The organism is Sedimenticola selenatireducens, from assembly GCF_007625115.1.
Lineage (GTDB): Bacteria > Pseudomonadota > Gammaproteobacteria > Chromatiales > Chromatiaceae > Sedimenticola > Sedimenticola selenatireducens_A.
The window spans coordinates 26,562-40,566 of the sequence record NZ_VMNH01000033.1 but is presented as its reverse complement, the minus strand read 5'-3'; the positions used below and the strand labels follow the sequence as shown (position 1 = coordinate 40,566).

The window sequence follows — 14,005 nt, the reverse complement described above, 5'->3', positions numbered from 1 at the left end:
TTCCTGTTGCATTGGAATAGAGGGGTACACCGACAACAACAGCGGTCGGTACGTCATACCAGTTTCCTGAGGCTAAATGCTCTGCCACCCAAGCTTCCGGTATGAAACCATGAAACAGCGCACCTATGCCGATACCGATAAATACCCATTTCCATATTCGTCCAACAATCTCTTTGACTTCTGCAACAGCATACTGATGCCTGCCTTTGAGCGATTTATCCTGCTCCGGCAGTGCAACTTCGCCCATCTGGATCTTCCACACATAGGCCTCAACCCAGCGTTCGGGTTTAAACCGCTGCATGATAAGCCCACCAAACCAGGCGACGACAAGTCCCGCCACAATGTAGAGCAGTGCCAGTTTCCATCCAAGCACACCTATTAAAATAACGGCTGCGACTTCATTGATCATGGGCGATGCAATCAAAAAAGAGAAAGTCACACCCAGTGGAATACCCGCCTCAACAAAACCGATAAAGAGCGGGACAGATGAACAGGAACAGAACGGTGTCATGGCACCAAGAGATACGGCCATGCCCCGCGCCTGCCAGTCAGGGCGATTGCGAATGTACTCCCGAACCCGCTCCGGTGAAATCATCGCCCGCAGCAGTCCCATTACATAGATGATGATCACTAGCATGAAAAAGATTTTTGTTACATCCATGACAAAGAAATGCAACGCCGCACCGACCGGAGTTTCTGGTGAGAACTTCAGTCCGTTATAAACAATCAGATTTGCGAGTGCTTCAAACATCTGCAGATAACTTGTTTTGTAGAGACTGAATAACTGGAAGACCCATGGAGATCAGACTGGCGGCGATTACAAAGGCCGTTGACCACCAGAGACAACCGATTAGACCTTGCGTCTGATAGATCAACCCGGAGAGTACCGTGCCCATTAAACGGCCACCCGCATTGGCCATGTAATAGAAACCGACATTCATGGCGACCTTATCATGATCGGAATAGGCCAGAATAAGATAGGAGTGTACGGCCGAGTTTATGGCAAACACGATACCAAAGAGAATAAGGCCGATGATTAGTACCAGTTCACTGGACCATGCCTGTTGCAATGCCAGTGCAATACCCGCCGGAAACAGTGCCAATAAAAAGGCCCAGAAACGCGCTGTATCACCACCCGGTCCCTGTCCGTGATGGGTGCGACGCAGCAGCATTGGTGCACTGGCCTGAACAATGCCGTAACCGATAATCCATAACGCCAGAAATGCCCCCACCTTTGTAGGTGACCATCCAAGCATTTCAACCAGAAAAACCGGCAAGCCAACAACAAACCAGACATCACGGGAACCAAACAGAAAAAAACGTGCCGCTGATAACCAGTTAATGGCCGCTACTTTAGAAAATACCTGTGTAAATTTTGGTTTGGATTGTAGTTTGCCTACAGCAGTCGGCAGCAAGGTTACAGTTATCAGCAAAACAATAAACAGCAGAGTGGCCAGAACACCTAAAGCCATCCTGAACCCCAACCAATCCAACAGGGCCGCCCCGACAAAAAAACCAGCGCCCTTTAACGCATTCTTGGAACCGGTGAGTAGAGCAACCCATCTGAATAGTCGTGAGCCTTCGGCAGTACCCGCAATGATCTTGACTGATGCCTTGGCCGACATCTTGTTCAGATCTTTTGCGATACCTGACAACGCCTGGGCAGCCATAACATAGACAACACTCAGCCATGCATCCGGCACGGTGAGCATCACCAAGGCCACTACTTGCAAACCCATCCCGATGTTCATGGTGAGATTAAGCCCGATGCGCGCACCAAGCCAACCACCCACCAGATTGGTTACAACACCGAAGAACTCATAGAACAGAAACAGCATCGCCACTTCAAAGGGCGAATAACCCAGTAGATGAAAATAGAGCACCACCAACATACGGATGGCGCCATCGGTTATGGTAAAGGCCCAGTAACCGCCTGTGACGATCAGGTAGTTGTATAAATTGCGCTCCATGCTAGAGACTCAACGCAACCTTACGTGCGAGGTCCATCAAGCGGTTCACATAACCCCATTCACTGTCATACCAGGCATATATCTTTACCTGTGTCTGATCGATGACCATGGTAGAGAGGGCATCGACAATTGATGAGCGGGGGTCATTGACATAATCAACCGACACCAATGGCCGCTCTTCATATCCCAGGATTCCTTTCAACTCCCCTTCCGCTGCGGATTTGAAATAACCATTAACCTCTTCAACCGTCACCGGTCTGGCCGCTTCAAAAACAAAGTCTGTCAGTGAGCTGTTGAGCACAGGCACACGCACCGCATGGCCGTTGAGCTTACCCTTGAGCTCAGGGAATATCTTGGTAATTGCCTTGGCAGAACCGGTCGATGTTGGTATCAGTGATGTTCCACAGGCACGGGCTCGACGAAGATCCTTATGTCCCTTATCAATGATGGTCTGGGTATTGGTGATGTCATGGATCGTGGTCATGCAGCCATGCAGGATGCCAATCTTTTCATGCATCACCTTGACGACGGGTGCGAGGCAGTTGGTGGTGCAGGACGCCGCTGTCAGCAAATGATGCTCAACGGGATTGTATTGATCATCATTGATGCCATAGACGATATTCAGTGCACCTTCTGTTGGTGCCGCAACGATGACCTTCTTAACACCCTGTTTGAAATAGGTGTCAAGTGACTCAGGCTTCTTATGATGTTTACCGGTGGCCTCTATAACAATGTCACAACCAGACCAGTCCGTATCACCAATCGCGTTATTGGATGTGTGATCAATGCGCTTCTCGTTAATATGTATCTGCTGGTTTTCAGCGGTAGCATCCTGCTGCCATGTCCCATGCGCTGAATCAAACTTGAGTAGATGAGCTGAACCGACAGCATCTGTAGCGATCTCATTAATCTGGATAAACTCAATCTCAGGCATCTCCCAACCGACACGCAATGCCAATCGACCCATACGGCCAAACCCATTGATTCCTACTTTTACCGACATCTTAGAAACACTCCCCTGCTTTTATCTGTTGCAGTATCAGCGACCCATCAAAACCACTGGCGAATCTGTTCAAGCGATGGAACACCGCCTGTGTGCACCACTTTTTCGTCGATAACGACACCCGGTGTCGACATGACGCCATACCCCATAATCGCGGCAATATCTGTCACCTTTTCCAGTGCTATGGATACACCGGCTTCCTCAGCCACTTGCGAAACCAGTTTCGCGGTTGTCTCACAATTCTTGCAGCCTGATCCAAGGATTTTGATCGTTTTCATTTCACTATGGCCTTCTCTGTTATTTGGTAGTTGATCATTTTGAAAATATTTTGTTATGACGCTTTTAAATTGTCAGGCACTACAGACAACACCAGGGCGATTGGGCATTTTCGAAAGTGCCGTGGCATCACTGATATAGGGATCAAAGTCCTGCACACCTGCAACGGTTGTACTAAGAATGGAGGTAACCCATTGCGGTAAGTCTGGGTTGATACGGTAATAGATCCATAACCCTTCCTTTCGATCACAGACCAGCCCTGCTTTTCGCAAGGTACCCAGATGGTGGGATATCTTCGGTTGGGGAAGTGCCAGCGCGTGAGTTAATTCGCAGACACAAAGCTCCGCATGACCCACAAGCAACGCCAAACACCGCAATCGGGTTGTATCAGAGAGCGCTCTGAACAAAGACTCGGGTTGCATATCTACTTTTCCCTATATTTATTTTGATAGATACATTATATATCGACCATTTTAGATATAGCAATAGCGATCTCAGTAAATCACTCTAGCGTCGAAAATTAGCTGATTTTTGCCGCTTATCCTGTCGAAAAAAAAGCCCGCTCAAAGAGCAGGCTTTTCTGACGGGCACTTCCGTTGCGGTAGCGGTATTAGTTTGTCCCAGCAAGTTACCGCAGTGAGGGTGCCACTTCCAAACCTACACGGCTCGATACAAATGCGGCCGCTCCGGCACCGATACGCTTGGCGAATCGTTCAAAGATATCTTCTGACTGGGTGTAATCGACCAGCGTCTCCGCCTTAATTAACTCGCGTGCCACATAACTGCTACTGCCCAGTCCGTCTGCCAGACCGAGGTTAATACTCTCTTCACCTGACCAGAACAGGCCGCTGAAAATCTTCTCGTTAGGTTTGAGTCGATCGCCCCGCCCCTCTTTTACTTCGTTGATGAACTGTTGATGCACTTGATCGAGCATGGTTTGCACGTGTTGCTTCTCTTCCTCTTTCAATGGAGAGAAGGGATCAAGAATACCCTTGTGATCACCAGCGGTAAGCAGCCGCCGCTCAACACCTAACTTCTCCATGCCTTTTTCAAAGCCAAACGTACTCATCAGCACACCGATTGAGCCAACAATACTCGCCTTATCCACATAGATTTCATCCGCCGCCACGGCAATGTAATAACCACCAGATGCTGCCATATCGGTTACAACCGCGTAGACGGGAATGTCTTTATGCTTCGCCTTCAGGCGTTGAATCTCATCATTGATATAGCCAGCCTGAACGGCACTTCCGCCCGGACTGTTAATGCGCAGAATCACCCCTTTGGTTTTCTTGTCTTCATAGGCCGCGCGTAATGCGGTAATGACATTGTCAGCACTGGCCTCACTGTCATCGGCAATGACGCCCTTGATCTCTATGATTGCCGTGTGTTCTTTGGTGGCCTTGATGGCCGCATCCGGGATCATATCCGGAATCCACAGCACGAGCAGCGTCACCAGATAGGCGAAGGTAAGCAATTTAAAGAAGATACCCCAACGACGGGCCCGTCGCTGCTCAATAATTGATGAGCTGGCAAGCTTCTCCAGAAGATCGCGTTCCCAGCCATCCTTGCGCTTCACTTTTTCCTGTTCCAGGTTATCCATTTGTGTTTACTCTGAATTTAAACGTTAGATTGGTCTACTGTACGCTTCCAACCAGGGAGTCAATTCGGCTATATCGTCCAGACAGCCCAGCGGATTGAATTGATTAAGCCGTTTTACTTCATGCACGCCATAACTGACCGCCAACCCATGTGTTTTGGCATTAATGGCCATCTGCAGATCATACTCGGTATCCCCAATCATCAGGGTCTCTTCGGGCTCAGCACCCAGTTCTTCCATAATTTGCAGCAACATCTCAGGATGGGGCTTGGAAAAAGTCTCATCCGCACACCGTGTTGAATGGAACAGCGGCCTTAAGCCAGTTTCATCCAGTACCTTATTTAATCCAGGACGCCCCTTCCCCGTCGCCACTGCCAATAGATAGTTCTGTTCCGCCAGCGCATTCAGAACTTCCAGAGCGCTGGGGAAAAGCAGCGAGGGCGTGCTGTCTTCATTGAGAAAATAACGACGATAATGATCGATGAACTGCTCTTTAAAGTGATTATTCGTCCCAGGAAAGAGCACCTCCAGGGCCTCTTTAAGCCCCAGTCCGATAATATTGCGTATCTGGTCATCGGTAGGGGTAGAAATCTCCATATCCCTGGCCGCAGCCCGCACACAGGAGACGATCCTCGCCTCTGAGTCCATCAGAGTGCCATCCCAATCAAATACTAGGAGTTTGAAATTACGATTCATCTGTTCGATACCACTTAACTACAGATCACAACTCATTTAAGTGCGGATAAAAATTTGTTTAACTCGGGCTCCAGGGGAGCCTTGAAGTGCTGATCCTGTTTCTCATCTGGCCATCTAAAACGTAATGTCTCTGCGTGTAAGAACAGGCGCTTTAGCCCCAGAGATCTGGCCTGCTTGTTGGCTTCAGCATCACCATACTTGTCATCCCCTAAAATGGGGGTATCCAGATGAGCCGCATGCACCCTGATCTGGTGGGTTCGCCCTGTCATGAGTCGCGCCTCGACCAACATATAATGGCTATAGCGCTGTCTGACACTGAATCGAGTCAATGATTCCTTGCCTCGTGGATCAACCACCACCACACGCTCACCCCCTTGAAGGGTATTCTTCAATAGCGGTACGTCCACATCGATACGATCGCGATGCCAATGCCCATTCACGAGGGCCAGGTACCGCTTATCGATTCCTCCAGTACGCATCAGTTCATGCAAAGAACGCAATGCACTGCGCTTTTTGGCAATCAACAGGCAACCTGAGGTATCCCTGTCCAGGCGGTGAACCAATTCCAGCTGACGCTCATCCGGGCGCATCTGCCGTACAGCCTCGATAACACCAAAATTGAGCCCACTGCCGCCATGTACTGCCAATCCGGACGGCTTATTCAAGACAATAACCCGCTTGTCTTCGAAGAGTATCGCCGCTTCCAGTCTGTTCAGGAGGCGATCATCCAATCTTGTCTGCGGCTCCTTTTCTGCCATGCGAACCGGGGGGATTCTGACTTGATCTCCCACCTGAAGTCGATAACTTGCTTGAATACGCCCCTTATTGACGCGAACCTCACCTTTACGCAAAATCCGGTAAACCAAACTTTTGGGTACACCTTTGAGATAATTAATCAAAAAATTATCGATTCTTTGGCCCTCATAGCCTGACTCAATAGCGAGGATATGAACGGCGTTGCTGGTTTTTTCTGGTAGTGACATAGGGGCAATAATACCAGTTTCAACCACCTGACTCATAGAAAAGAACTACTTTTATGCCCTTTTGGTGGGTCAATTGATGGCAACTTTAACGCCTTCGAAAAATGCGTAACACCCTGTACACACATCATATTTGCTGCACCTGCTTAAGAAAGCTATAATCCCGCGTTAGCGGTTCAATTAGCTAATAGGGCTATCTGAATCTGCTATGAGCAAACTGAATACAGAACGCACATCCTAGTGGTGTGTCGTTTGGTTACTGCCAGGCGATCAGATCTCTCGCAAGCTTTGTGAGATAGATCGATCAGTACATCGAGTACCTGCCAACGGCATAACAAAAGAACGCATCGGGCTGAATAAGCTGACGATGCACATAATTAACGGCGCGCTATAAAGCTGCTGCCATGTTGAACAGGCGATTTTCGCTAATTCAACTTCGTGAGCAGTCCTGAATTCGAATGGGAATCAAGATACTGGGAGTTTTCCGGTAGATCTGTGAATACAGATCCTTGGGTACTGTTTGAACAGAGCGCGCCCTGGGAATATCACAATATGAAACGTATGTTGATCAACGCAACTCAGCCTGAGGAGTTGCGTGTTGCCATCGTGGATGGCCAAAAACTTTTTAACCTGGATATCGAAACAGCCGGACGCGAACAGAAAAAAGCCAATATCTACAAAGGAAGAGTCACCCGGGTTGAGCCCAGCCTTGAAGCCGCCTTTGTTGAGTACGGTTCTGAACGTCATGGATTCCTCCCCCTCAAAGAGATCTCCCGCCACTATTTTACTGACTCCGCTCGCGAATCAGGTGGACGCGTACAAATCAAGGATGCGATTAAAGAAGGGCAAGAGGTCGTCGTACAAATCGAAAAAGAGGAGCGCGGTAATAAAGGCGCCGCTCTGACTACCTTCATATCCCTGGCTGGCCGTTATCTGGTTCTGATGCCGAACAATCCAAGGGCGGGCGGCATATCCCGGCGCATTGAAGGCCAGGAACGTAATGACCTGCGTGATGCCATGTCCGGTCTTGAAATCCCAGATGGATCGGGGCTGATAGTACGTACTGCCGGTATTGGAAAGAGCCAGGAAGATTTGCAGTGGGACCTCAATTATCTGCTGCAACTGTGGAGCGCTATTGAGTCTTCAGCCAAAGAGAAAGCCGCCCCCTTCCTGATCTATCAGGAAAGCAACGTCATCATTCGTTCTATTCGCGATCACTTGCGCCAGGATATCGGTGAGATCGTTATTGATCACGAGGAAGTCTATCAAGAGGCTTGTGAGTTTATCGAACAGGTTATGCCGCATAACCTGCGTAAAGTGCGCCATTATACGGACGAAGTGCCCCTGTTCAGCCGCTATCAGATTGAGAGTCAGATCGAATCAGCCTTCCAGCGGGAAGTACGCTTGCCATCGGGCGGTGCGATTGTGATCGACCATACCGAGGCGCTCACCTCTGTCGATATTAACTCTGCTCGCTCAACCAAGGGGGCAGACATCGAGGAAACCGCACTCAATACCAATCTGGAAGCCGCCGATGAAATCGCGCGTCAGTTGAGAATGCGTGATATGGGCGGTCTGTTTGTTATCGATTTTATCGATATGACCCCGACACGAAATCAGCGGGAAGTTGAAAACCGCCTTAAAGAGGCCATGAAGCAAGACCGTGCACGCGTTCAGCTCGGTCGTATATCACGCTTCGGCCTACTTGAATTGTCGCGCCAGAGACTTAGACCTTCACTAGGCGAATCAATGCTGCATGTCTGCCCACGCTGTGATGGGCATGGTTTTATCCGTGGCGTTGAATCCCTTGCGCTATCGGTGCTCAGAATCATTGAAGAGCACGCGATGAAAGAGAATACGCTCCGTATAAATGCCCAATTACCGGTCGATGTAGCGACATTTCTGCTGAATGAAAAGCGTCAGATGATTCATGACATTGAGCAACGGCAAAATGTCAGTGTAGTACTCATACCAAACATCCATTTTGATACACCACACTACGAGATTGAACGTGTTCGTGATCAGGATGTAAACGAAGATGAGGAAGAGGTAGCCAGCTACAAAATGATGGCTGAACCTGAAGACAAGAAACCTGACTTTGCCAAACCAGGTGATGCAACACCTGAAGAGCCGACGGTAAAACGATTCATTCCGTCATCTCCTGCCCCCACTCCTCAGGCAAAAACTCCTGTAGCGGAAGTGCAGCCGAGAGAAAAAGGATTCTTCAGTAAACTCTGGAAAGCCATTATCGGCGGTGATTCCGCAGAGCAGGCTACAGAACAACCGGCGAAGCCCGTAAAACGTGAAAGTCCAAAGCGCGCAGAATCCAAGGGGCGTGACAAGCGTACCCGTTCAAGCCAGGACGACAACAAACGATCCAATACGAACCGGCCCAATAAACCTAAACAGGCCAATAGAAAAAAGAGCGATGACACTCGCGCTCAATCTACTCCACGCCAGGAAGATAAAACCGCTGTAAAACAGACAGAAAACCGAGAGGAAACAAAGACCTCACAAGAGCAGAAACCAGAAAACCTGGTTAATAAACCGGCAAATGAACAAGCAAGCGGCAATGAAGAACCTAAGCGCAGCTCCCGGCGTGGTCGTCGCGGTGGGCGTCGTAGACGGAAAACCAATACGGGTGAAAACGAATCAGCCAATCAGGTGTCCACTGAAAATCAGGAGAAGGCTCCTGAGACAGCAGAAAACCAATCGGCCGATGCGGGTGAGCAATCCACATCCAAGCCAAGAGCCAGCCGTAGTCAATCAGCGCGCAAACCACGCAATTCAGACGAACCGAATCGCATGGAGAAGCAAGAAGCTGTGGCAGAGAAATCATCTGACAGCAAACCTGAGCAGTCACAAAGCCCTGCGCAACCAGTTGATAAAGTTGCACCTGCAGCCGCTAAACCTGTAGAAAAGGTGGAACGCCCAAGCGAGGCGCCTGCTTCGTCCAGTAATGCTATCGCCTCGCCTTCTCAAACACACAAAGCAGAAACGGCAAAGTCAGCCACTGAGAAACCTGCACCCGTACCGGAGAAACAGGAAGCGCCTAGTACGCAATCGGCTGCCATCTCACAGCAGACAAAGCCAACACCTGCAACAAAAGCCGCAGAGAAGCCTGCCTCCTCAAACGAGCCGGTTTTGCGTCAAGTAGAAACCAAACCCACTTCGGCAAAACCTGCTGAGACTGTATCGACACAGCCAAAACAGGTAACCGAAAAACCTGCTGCATCAGCACCTGCCAAGATGCCCGAGCAAAAGCCCAAACCTGTTCCGGCCCAACCGCTTCGTCAAGTCGAAACAAAGCCTATGGCTGAAAAAGCGCCACAACCTACACCAGCGCCAGTAGCGACACCAAAGCCAGCTCCAACACCTGTTGTTAAACCTGAAAGTAAGCCGGTTTCCACACAACCGCTTCGTCAGGTGGAAACAAAGCCCAGAATGGAGCCTGTATCTACGGGTGGAGCTGCTGCGGTAAAGACCGCCGCCGATACGCCAAAGACAGCAGCGCCTGCCGCTAAACCCGAATCTGCCCAGAAAAGCACGGTTGAAGCAGAACGACCCAAAGCGGATGTGAAATCCACACCTGAAAATAAAGACTAAGCCTCACACTTTCAGACAAAAAACAGGCCGGTGGTTATTTCCACCGGCCTGTTTTTGTTTATCCTGAAATTTAACGTGATTAAAGTTGGTGTTCAGCCTTGATGCTCGCCAGGAGTCTTTCGGAAGCAGCATAGACCAGGTCGAATACCTTATCAAAACCCTTATCCCCCCCATAATAGGGGTCTGGTACTTCTTTAACGCCCAACTCAGGGGCAAAATCCAATAACAGATACAATTTATGCTTCCCTTCGGGTGGTGCGATAAATTGCAAATTGGAAAGATTGTCTCGATCCATCGCAATAATATAGTCGAATTGCTCAAAATCCTTGCGGTCAGCTTGTCGTGCGCGTTGCCCACTCAGATCAACACCTCTGCTTGCGGCTGTTTTTTGTGATCGAGAATCTGGAGAACTGCCAACATGATAGGCATGGGTACCCGCTGAATCGACGCTGATATTCCCCTGTAAACCCGCACGCTCTACCAAGCCTTCAAAAACGCCATGTGCCGTGGGAGACCGACAGATATTGCCCATGCAGACGAACAAAACGGATACTTTTTTCATGAATTCAACCAATAACCCATTATTAATAGACCTAATGATACGTTATCAAAAATATGGAATATCTTCATTCGACAAGTAGTCATCTATAATGAGAGTATACCTCTATTGACCGACATGGATGATCATTATGGGATGGTTTTTTAAACAGAACACTGAATCGCCCAGCAGCGATCTGTTGCGCCAGAAGCAGCTCAAAAAGATAGCGGAATATCAGCGATTTATCCTTGTCAGAGTGAGCCGCTGCGGATGTAAAAGTGCTATTTCACTACTGGACAAAGTGTTCCAGATCAATGAAGCACCCGTGCTTCCACTGCCCAGTTGTAACTCACCCGAATGTCGTTGTGTCTATGAAGGTATTGTCGATCGGCGAGGTCACAAATCCCGACGTTACAGAATAGAACGTCGCCGATCTCTTAGACAGAGTGATGATCGCCGCTCAAGCCATGGTCGAAGGAAAAGCGATCTATTAATGGGCTATCAACACTATTGATACTATGCCCTGTGATGATTGATAAATATCGCAATAAGGGATTGAATGACTAAAACCCGTCCCAACTTATACTTTTAATCGTTACCCTTACCGTTTTCTTCATGGTTTAACCCACTCAATCGGGACCGGCATTTTGGAAGATCAGGATTTTATTCAGCGCATGCGCACACTAATTGGCAGCCACTTTAACCACCTGGGCAGAGTTTGGGTTCTGCATGAGGTGTTGGCTGATGAAGGCAGCGTGGTGTTGTCTGATCCTTCGAGTCAAGCAATCATCCAGACTAATCTGTTTGGTGAACCGTCCAGGAAAGGACCAGAAACCATTACCCTACCACTCTTTGGAAATACACCCGACTCGCTCTCTGAGGAGTTGCTCGAGCTACTTTCCAACAAAGTTATACCACCTGGTTTGAATTAAGCTTCAGTTGCTACGCTGTTGGAATAGTCTATTGACCAGATCAAGATCCTGTTGTGTGTCCACCCCATGCCCCGGCATGATTGTCGCCTCACTGACATGTATTTTTTCACCCTGCCAAAGCACTCGCAGCTGTTCCAAGGATTCCAACGCTTCTAACGGTGCGGGTTGCCACTGAACATAACGCGCAAGAAATCCGGCACGGTAGGCATACAGACCTATGTGACGGTGATGCCCTTCAACCAGATCTGGAATGTTTGCCTGATCTGCAAACTGGTCTCTATTCCAAGGGATCGGCGCACGACTGAAATAGAGTGCATAGCCCTTGGCATCCGTTACTAATTTCACGACGTTGGGATCAAACAGTTGTGACTTTTCACTCATCTTCGCGCTCAACGTCGTCATTGAAGCGTCGGTATGGGCAGCCATATCCTTTGCCACCTGAAGCAAGAGCGCAGACGGCATATCCGGTTCATCACCTTGCAGATTTACTACGATTTCATCTTCTTGCCAGCCGTACTGTTTTACCACCTCAGCAATACGGTCTGTTCCACTTCGGTGATCAGCCTGAGTTATACAGACTTCTCCACCGAAATCTCGGACGCAATCGGCTATACGGATGTCATCCGTTGCTACAACAACTTGATCGGCGCCACTCTCGATGGCACGGGTATGCACATGTTGAATCATCGGCTTGCCACCAATATTCAGCAGAGGCTTCCCAGGCAGGCGGGTTGACGCATACCGAGCAGGAATAACGACCTTAAAGTTCATAACGGTTCCAAGTATTGAAGTGAATAATCATCAGGTGCCGTTACTCTATATCTTCATCTGCAGGCAGTTTCCTGGCCTCATCCTCCAGCATGACAGGGATGCCATCACGAATAGGGAAACCCAGGCGATCCGCCTTGCAGATCAATTCACTCCCCTTACGGTTATAGGTGAGCTTACTTTTGCAGAGCGGGCATACCAGTATATCGAGCAGTTTTTTATCCATCTTTCAATTCTCTAATCTGTTTATCCAGTTGTTGAATGAACCCGGCATCCAGCTCAGCACTGACCTCAAGATACCAGTGACGCTGTTGGGCAAAGCCTGTACATTTTACCGCATCTTTCTCAGTAATAATCACTGGCAGTGTATCATCTGGTGTTATCTCTGCCGCACGGAAAGAATGGTGATCTGGAAAGGCGTGCGCTTCAACGTCTAGTCCTAATTGCCGGAGTGTATTGAAGAAACGTGTTGGATTGCCAATGCCGGCCATTCCATGCACCCTACCCCCACGGAATTGCTCTGTAGACACTCGGGTATTATCTTCCTTTAGATTGACCAAATCACCTGGCACCAACGTCATTTGATGCGTTGTCAGATCAGACGCGCCATTGGCAATCACAAGATCAACCGTACTGAGTCGGTTTGATTTTTCTCTAAGCGGACCGGCCGGTAAACAGAGACCATTCCCCAGACCGCGCGCACCATCAATCACTGCGATCTCGATATCCCGTGCCAGCGCATAGTGTTGCAGGCCATCATCTGAAATAATGATGTTACAGGCCGTCGCATCCAGAAGTTTCGTGGCAGTGACCGGTCGATCAGGGCCCACCCAAACAGGACACCCACTACGCCTTGCCAACATGATAGGCTCATCGCCTACCTCTGCTGGATCACTCGTATCCATTACCTGAATTGGCCAATGAGTGGCATTACCACCATAGCCTCTGGAAATAATTCCCGGGCTAAAACCCTGCTGCCGTAGGTGCTCTGCCAACCAGATAACCAGGGGCGTTTTACCCGTTCCTCCCACGGTGATATTGCCCACCACAATGACGGGGACTGGCATCTTCCGCGTTGCTAACAGGTTGTATTTATAAGCCTGCCGCCGAATCCAACTGATCAGGCAAAATACCCAGGAGAGAGGGACGAGCAAGATGGAGACAGTATTAATACTGTACCAATACTGATCGAGACGTTTCACAAAGAGGTCAGTTGGCCTCTACCGGCTGTTTACCGGGAAAGGTCATATTGACAAAGCCTAACTGGCTGGTGACATCCATCACCTTAAATACCGACTGAAATGAAGCGCGGGCATCTGCCTTGATAATCACGGGTAAATCACGCCGAACACCCGCCGCTTTTTCGATCGCACGCTTGAGTGTATCGGCATCGGTATTGACTACTTCGCGCTCATCAACATAGAAACGACCGTTGGCATCTACCGTAATCTGTAGCACCTTCTCGTCTTCAACCTGCTCATCCTGCGTAGCAGCCGTCGGCAATTCGACCTTGATACGGGACTCTTTATCAAAGGTGGTCGAAACCATAAAGAAGATCAACAGCAAAAATACCACATCAATCAGTGGCGTCAGATTGAGTTCAGGAGACTCTTTACGATGCGGGCGTAAATTCACG

16 protein-coding genes are annotated in these 14,005 nt (G+C 49.1%); 3 read left to right on the top strand and 13 right to left on the bottom strand.

The window, feature by feature from the left end:
* The 8 genes from FHP88_RS18390 to rluC form a co-directional block, all read right to left on the bottom strand.
* Window positions 1–751 (bottom strand): permease (locus tag FHP88_RS18390; protein ID WP_144360612.1); only part of this gene is annotated, 751 nt, incomplete at its 3' end.
* Entirely contained in the window at window positions 744–1,970 is a 1,227-nt protein-coding gene (gene arsJ / locus FHP88_RS18385) for an organoarsenical effux MFS transporter ArsJ (protein ID WP_144360610.1), read from the bottom strand. The genes arsJ and FHP88_RS18390, both read right to left, overlap by 8 nt.
* Before the next feature lies 1 nt (window position 1,971).
* Window positions 1,972–2,973, bottom strand: coding sequence for an ArsJ-associated glyceraldehyde-3-phosphate dehydrogenase (locus FHP88_RS18380; RefSeq protein WP_144360608.1), 1,002 nt, complete (start codon window positions 2,971–2,973; stop codon window positions 1,972–1,974).
* Between the two features lie 47 nt (window positions 2,974–3,020).
* A complete protein-coding gene (locus FHP88_RS18375) occupies window positions 3,021–3,251 on the bottom strand; it encodes a thioredoxin family protein (protein ID WP_144360606.1) in 231 nt (76 codons plus the stop codon).
* Between the two features lie 72 nt (window positions 3,252–3,323).
* The gene (locus FHP88_RS18370) at window positions 3,324–3,671 is read right to left on the bottom strand and encodes an ArsR/SmtB family transcription factor (protein ID WP_144360604.1); all 348 of its coding nucleotides are present in this window, start codon (window positions 3,669–3,671) and stop codon (window positions 3,324–3,326) included.
* Between the two features lie 206 nt (window positions 3,672–3,877).
* The gene (sppA, locus tag FHP88_RS18365) at window positions 3,878–4,852 is read right to left on the bottom strand and encodes a signal peptide peptidase SppA (protein WP_144360602.1); all 975 of its coding nucleotides are present in this window, start codon (window positions 4,850–4,852) and stop codon (window positions 3,878–3,880) included.
* 24 nt (window positions 4,853–4,876) lie between these two features.
* Window positions 4,877–5,545 carry an HAD-IA family hydrolase gene (locus FHP88_RS18360; protein WP_144360600.1) on the bottom strand — a complete coding sequence of 223 codons (669 nt, stop codon included), beginning with the start codon at window positions 5,543–5,545 and terminating at the stop codon, window positions 4,877–4,879.
* Between the two features lie 32 nt (window positions 5,546–5,577).
* Entirely contained in the window at window positions 5,578–6,564 is a 987-nt protein-coding gene (rluC, locus tag FHP88_RS18355; RefSeq protein WP_335341594.1) for a 23S rRNA pseudouridine(955/2504/2580) synthase RluC, read from the bottom strand.
* Between the two features lie 513 nt (window positions 6,565–7,077).
* Between rluC and rne the strand changes: the two genes are divergently transcribed.
* Window positions 7,078–10,131: a ribonuclease E gene (rne, locus tag FHP88_RS18350; protein WP_144360598.1), complete on the top strand. Its 3,054-nt coding sequence runs from the start codon at window positions 7,078–7,080 to the stop codon at window positions 10,129–10,131.
* A gap of 79 nt (window positions 10,132–10,210) precedes the next feature.
* Here the strand turns inward: rne and FHP88_RS18345 are convergent, their stop codons facing one another.
* Window positions 10,211–10,693, bottom strand: coding sequence for a low molecular weight protein-tyrosine-phosphatase (locus FHP88_RS18345; protein ID WP_144360596.1), 483 nt, complete (start codon window positions 10,691–10,693; stop codon window positions 10,211–10,213).
* 127 nt (window positions 10,694–10,820) lie between these two features.
* Here FHP88_RS18345 and FHP88_RS18340 point away from each other — a divergent pair, with 127 nt between their 5' ends.
* Together FHP88_RS18340 and FHP88_RS18335 are read left to right on the top strand one after the other, a co-directional pair.
* A complete protein-coding gene (locus FHP88_RS18340; RefSeq protein WP_144360594.1) occupies window positions 10,821–11,183 on the top strand; it encodes a hypothetical protein in 363 nt (120 codons plus the stop codon).
* A gap of 160 nt (window positions 11,184–11,343) precedes the next feature.
* Complete coding sequence (locus tag FHP88_RS18335) at window positions 11,344–11,601, top strand: hypothetical protein (RefSeq protein WP_144360592.1); 258 nt, start codon at window positions 11,344–11,346, stop codon at window positions 11,599–11,601.
* A gap of 3 nt (window positions 11,602–11,604) precedes the next feature.
* On the opposite strand, the gene kdsB is transcribed toward FHP88_RS18335, so the two are convergent.
* From kdsB to FHP88_RS18315, 4 genes are read right to left on the bottom strand one after another with little or no spacing between them, the layout of a single operon-like run.
* Entirely contained in the window at window positions 11,605–12,372 is a 768-nt protein-coding gene (gene kdsB, locus FHP88_RS18330; protein ID WP_144360590.1) for a 3-deoxy-manno-octulosonate cytidylyltransferase, read from the bottom strand.
* A 40-nt stretch (window positions 12,373–12,412) separates the two neighbouring features.
* Complete coding sequence (locus FHP88_RS18325; protein WP_144360588.1) at window positions 12,413–12,595, bottom strand: Trm112 family protein; 183 nt, start codon at window positions 12,593–12,595, stop codon at window positions 12,413–12,415.
* Window positions 12,588–13,571: a tetraacyldisaccharide 4'-kinase gene (lpxK, locus tag FHP88_RS18320; protein ID WP_144360586.1), complete on the bottom strand. Its 984-nt coding sequence runs from the start codon at window positions 13,569–13,571 to the stop codon at window positions 12,588–12,590. Before lpxK ends, FHP88_RS18325 begins: the two co-directional genes overlap by 8 nt.
* A gap of 7 nt (window positions 13,572–13,578) precedes the next feature.
* Entirely contained in the window at window positions 13,579–14,004 is a 426-nt protein-coding gene (locus FHP88_RS18315) for an ExbD/TolR family protein (protein WP_144360584.1), read from the bottom strand.
* Between the last annotated feature and the right edge of the window lies 1 nt (window position 14,005).

Excerpts from the sequence above, each read along its gene's own strand:
- FHP88_RS18360 (WP_144360600.1), bottom strand. The coding sequence starts at position 5,545 with ATGAATCGTAATTTCAAACTCCTAGTATTTGATTGGGATGGCACTCTG.
- rluC (WP_335341594.1), bottom strand. The coding sequence starts at position 6,564 with ATGAGTCAGGTGGTTGAAACTGGTATTATTGCCCCTATGTCACTACCA.
- FHP88_RS18380 (WP_144360608.1), bottom strand. The coding sequence starts at position 2,973 with ATGTCGGTAAAAGTAGGAATCAATGGGTTTGGCCGTATGGGTCGATTG.
- sppA (WP_144360602.1), bottom strand. The coding sequence starts at position 4,852 with ATGGATAACCTGGAACAGGAAAAAGTGAAGCGCAAGGATGGCTGGGAA.
- FHP88_RS18345 (WP_144360596.1), bottom strand. The coding sequence starts at position 10,693 with ATGAAAAAAGTATCCGTTTTGTTCGTCTGCATGGGCAATATCTGTCGG.
- kdsB (WP_144360590.1), bottom strand. The coding sequence starts at position 12,372 with ATGAACTTTAAGGTCGTTATTCCTGCTCGGTATGCGTCAACCCGCCTG.
- FHP88_RS18375 (WP_144360606.1), bottom strand. The coding sequence starts at position 3,251 with ATGAAAACGATCAAAATCCTTGGATCAGGCTGCAAGAATTGTGAGACA.
- FHP88_RS18325 (WP_144360588.1), bottom strand. The coding sequence starts at position 12,595 with ATGGATAAAAAACTGCTCGATATACTGGTATGCCCGCTCTGCAAAAGT.
- FHP88_RS18335 (WP_144360592.1), top strand. The coding sequence starts at position 11,344 with ATGCGCACACTAATTGGCAGCCACTTTAACCACCTGGGCAGAGTTTGG.
- FHP88_RS18370 (WP_144360604.1), bottom strand. The coding sequence starts at position 3,671 with ATGCAACCCGAGTCTTTGTTCAGAGCGCTCTCTGATACAACCCGATTG.
- arsJ (WP_144360610.1), bottom strand. The coding sequence starts at position 1,970 with ATGGAGCGCAATTTATACAACTACCTGATCGTCACAGGCGGTTACTGG.
- rne (WP_144360598.1), top strand. The coding sequence starts at position 7,078 with ATGAAACGTATGTTGATCAACGCAACTCAGCCTGAGGAGTTGCGTGTT.
- FHP88_RS18340 (WP_144360594.1), top strand. The coding sequence starts at position 10,821 with ATGGGATGGTTTTTTAAACAGAACACTGAATCGCCCAGCAGCGATCTG.